Source organism: Salinimicrobium sediminis (assembly GCF_900215295.1).
Taxonomy (GTDB): Bacteria; Bacteroidota; Bacteroidia; order Flavobacteriales; family Flavobacteriaceae; genus Salinimicrobium; species Salinimicrobium sediminis.
In genome coordinates, this window is record NZ_OCMF01000008.1 from 1 (window position 1) to 1,229 (window position 1,229).

At 35.5% G+C, this 1,229-nt stretch carries 1 protein-coding gene; it reads left to right on the forward strand.

The features are described 5' to 3' along the window. The first annotated feature begins 231 nt into the window (after window positions 1-231). Window positions 232-1,215, forward strand: a complete 984-nt coding sequence (locus CRO16_RS16015; protein ID WP_097057419.1) for an IS110 family RNA-guided transposase — start codon at window positions 232-234, stop codon at window positions 1,213-1,215. The last annotated feature ends 14 nt before the right edge of the window (window positions 1,216-1,229 follow it).

The window sequence follows — 1,229 nt, forward strand, 5'->3', positions numbered from 1 at the left end:
TCACTCCTTTAGACTTGTATTAGTAAATTTATTACAAGTTTAATTAAGAAAAGGGAGCTGAACTTAGGTACACTATTTTCACTCAGAATTTTTTAAAATTCACAGTTCGATTCAGACCTAAGTTCAGACTTTCATCAACAATCTCTAATAGAAATTCGGGATTTAAAGCCCATTATTAAGGAGTTGAGTTATTGATGAAATACCCTCTTTTATTGAAAGTATTACGAAGTTATGAAAACAATTTATGTTGGTATTGATGTAAGTAAAAGAACTCTTGACATTTGTTTAAAAGCTCTTGATGGAGAACAGTTCTTCAAGATAAAAAATGAGCCAAAAAGCCTTTCAAAACTTGCTAAGAAATTAAGCAAACTAGACAGTCAAGTTGTAATAGCTATGGAGAATACCGGGCATTACAATCATCACCTTTACAGAGTCCTAGCCAATTTCAATTTTATTGTATATGTGGTAGATCCAAAACATATTAAGAGGAGTATTGGGTTAGTCCGAGGGAAAAATGATAAAGTAGATGCCAAAAGAATTGCTACGTTTATTGAAAGAAATAATCAAGATTTTGATCCATGGGAACCACTATCGGAAAGTATTTATTCTTTAAAGGTTTTACTTGCCGAAAGAAAAGCGGAAGTAGACCGAATAAGATCCTTAAAGCAAAGGATAGATGGTCTAAGTCAACAAAAATCAGTTAGCTCAGTTCTTAAACTTATCTCCCACAATAAAAAAGAAATCCAAAGAACACAAAGACGAGTTAAGGATATTGAGAAGCTGATAAGAGAAGAAATCGCTAAGGACCCTGCCTTAAATAAAGAAGTAAAAAGAATTAAAACAGTGCCAGGAATAGGAGATGTCACCGCTTGGTTACTAGCTGCCAAAACGCACGGTTTTAAACGTTTGTTAGATCCGAGAAAGTTAGCATGCTTTGCCGGAGTAGTTCCTTTTGAGCAACAGAGTGGCACTAGCCTAAAGACAACTCCCAGAGTGTCTAAAATGGCTGATGGTAGCCTCAAATCAGTTCTGCAGATGGCTGCCATGAGAGCAGTACGACTAAACAATGAACTGAAGTCATACTACCATCGCAAAATTGAAGAAGGTAAAAACAAGATGAGCGTGCTGAATGCAGTAAGAAACAAATTAATCCACATCGCTATGGCCCTGATCAAGAACAAAACATATTACCAAAATCGTTTGGTTTTGTCATAGAAATCGAACTGACG

Excerpts from the sequence above, each read along its gene's own strand:
- CRO16_RS16015 (WP_097057419.1), top strand. The coding sequence starts at position 232 with ATGAAAACAATTTATGTTGGTATTGATGTAAGTAAAAGAACTCTTGAC.